General features: G+C 60.6%; 2 protein-coding genes. One reads left to right on the forward strand and one right to left on the reverse strand.

Translation table 11 applies throughout. The annotated features are described in order from the left end of the window. A partial coding sequence (locus EN964_RS36085; protein WP_127277561.1) for a hypothetical protein occupies positions 1-328 on the forward strand: 328 nt, incomplete at its 5' end. A gap of 102 nt (positions 329-430) precedes the next feature. Here the strand turns inward: EN964_RS36085 and EN964_RS36090 are convergent. Further along, complete coding sequence (locus EN964_RS36090; RefSeq protein WP_236382840.1) at positions 431-592, reverse strand: hypothetical protein; 162 nt, start codon at positions 590-592, stop codon at positions 431-433. Positions 593-775 lie beyond the last annotated feature (183 nt).

Consider the following 775-nt stretch of genomic DNA (forward strand, 5'->3'; position numbering starts at 1 on the left):
CGCGGCTCATGCCGACGACATGCTGGGATCTTATGTCGCGCGCATTTCCGATCGCGCCCATCAGGCGAGTGACGGCTATGCGCTGGACAATGCCGCGCAGATGGTGCGGCAGGACCGCGCCAACTGGCACAAATTCCACCGCCGTGACAGCGACGACGAGGCTGATGGCTGGTTCAGGACCAACGGTCAGCGCGCCGACCTGCAGCGCATGCTGGAACGCGGCGGCGCGATGAGTTCCTCGACCAAGCGCGCCATCGTCAATGGCGAACCGCTGATCCAGGTCGATGTCTACGAAAACAGCGTGCGCGTCAGCATTCTCGAGAACTGACCGTCGCCGGGGCGGCTGACCGTCGGCTTCGGGGGACGGCTGATAGGAGAAGGCGGCGCCTCAGCGCCGCCTTGCCATCGATAGATTCGGCGGCTGAAAAAATCAGGCCGCTTCTTCCTTGTCGTCATCTTCTTCGGACTCGTCGCCTTCAGCCTTCACGCTGTCCTCGGCGTCGTCCTCGTCTTCTTCGTCTTCATCTTCGTCGTCATCAGACAGGTCAGCGGCTTCGACCGCTGCTGCGGCGGGTTTCGGAAGCGGATTCAAGCGCCTCGGCGGGAGTTTCTTCTGTCACTTCGATTTCGTGATCGGAATTCATGGAAGCCTCCGTGGGGTTGGGGAACATGTTCCTTTTGCCACGGAGAGATCATCGCCATATGACTGTAAGCCGGCTTGAGCGGCCGGGAGCAGAGAATATTTTCTTCGCCTTAACCTGCGATCCGGGAGAAA

It is taken from the genome of Mesorhizobium sp. M7A.F.Ca.CA.001.10.2.1 (genome assembly GCF_003998575.1).
Lineage (GTDB): Bacteria > Pseudomonadota > Alphaproteobacteria > Rhizobiales > Rhizobiaceae > Mesorhizobium.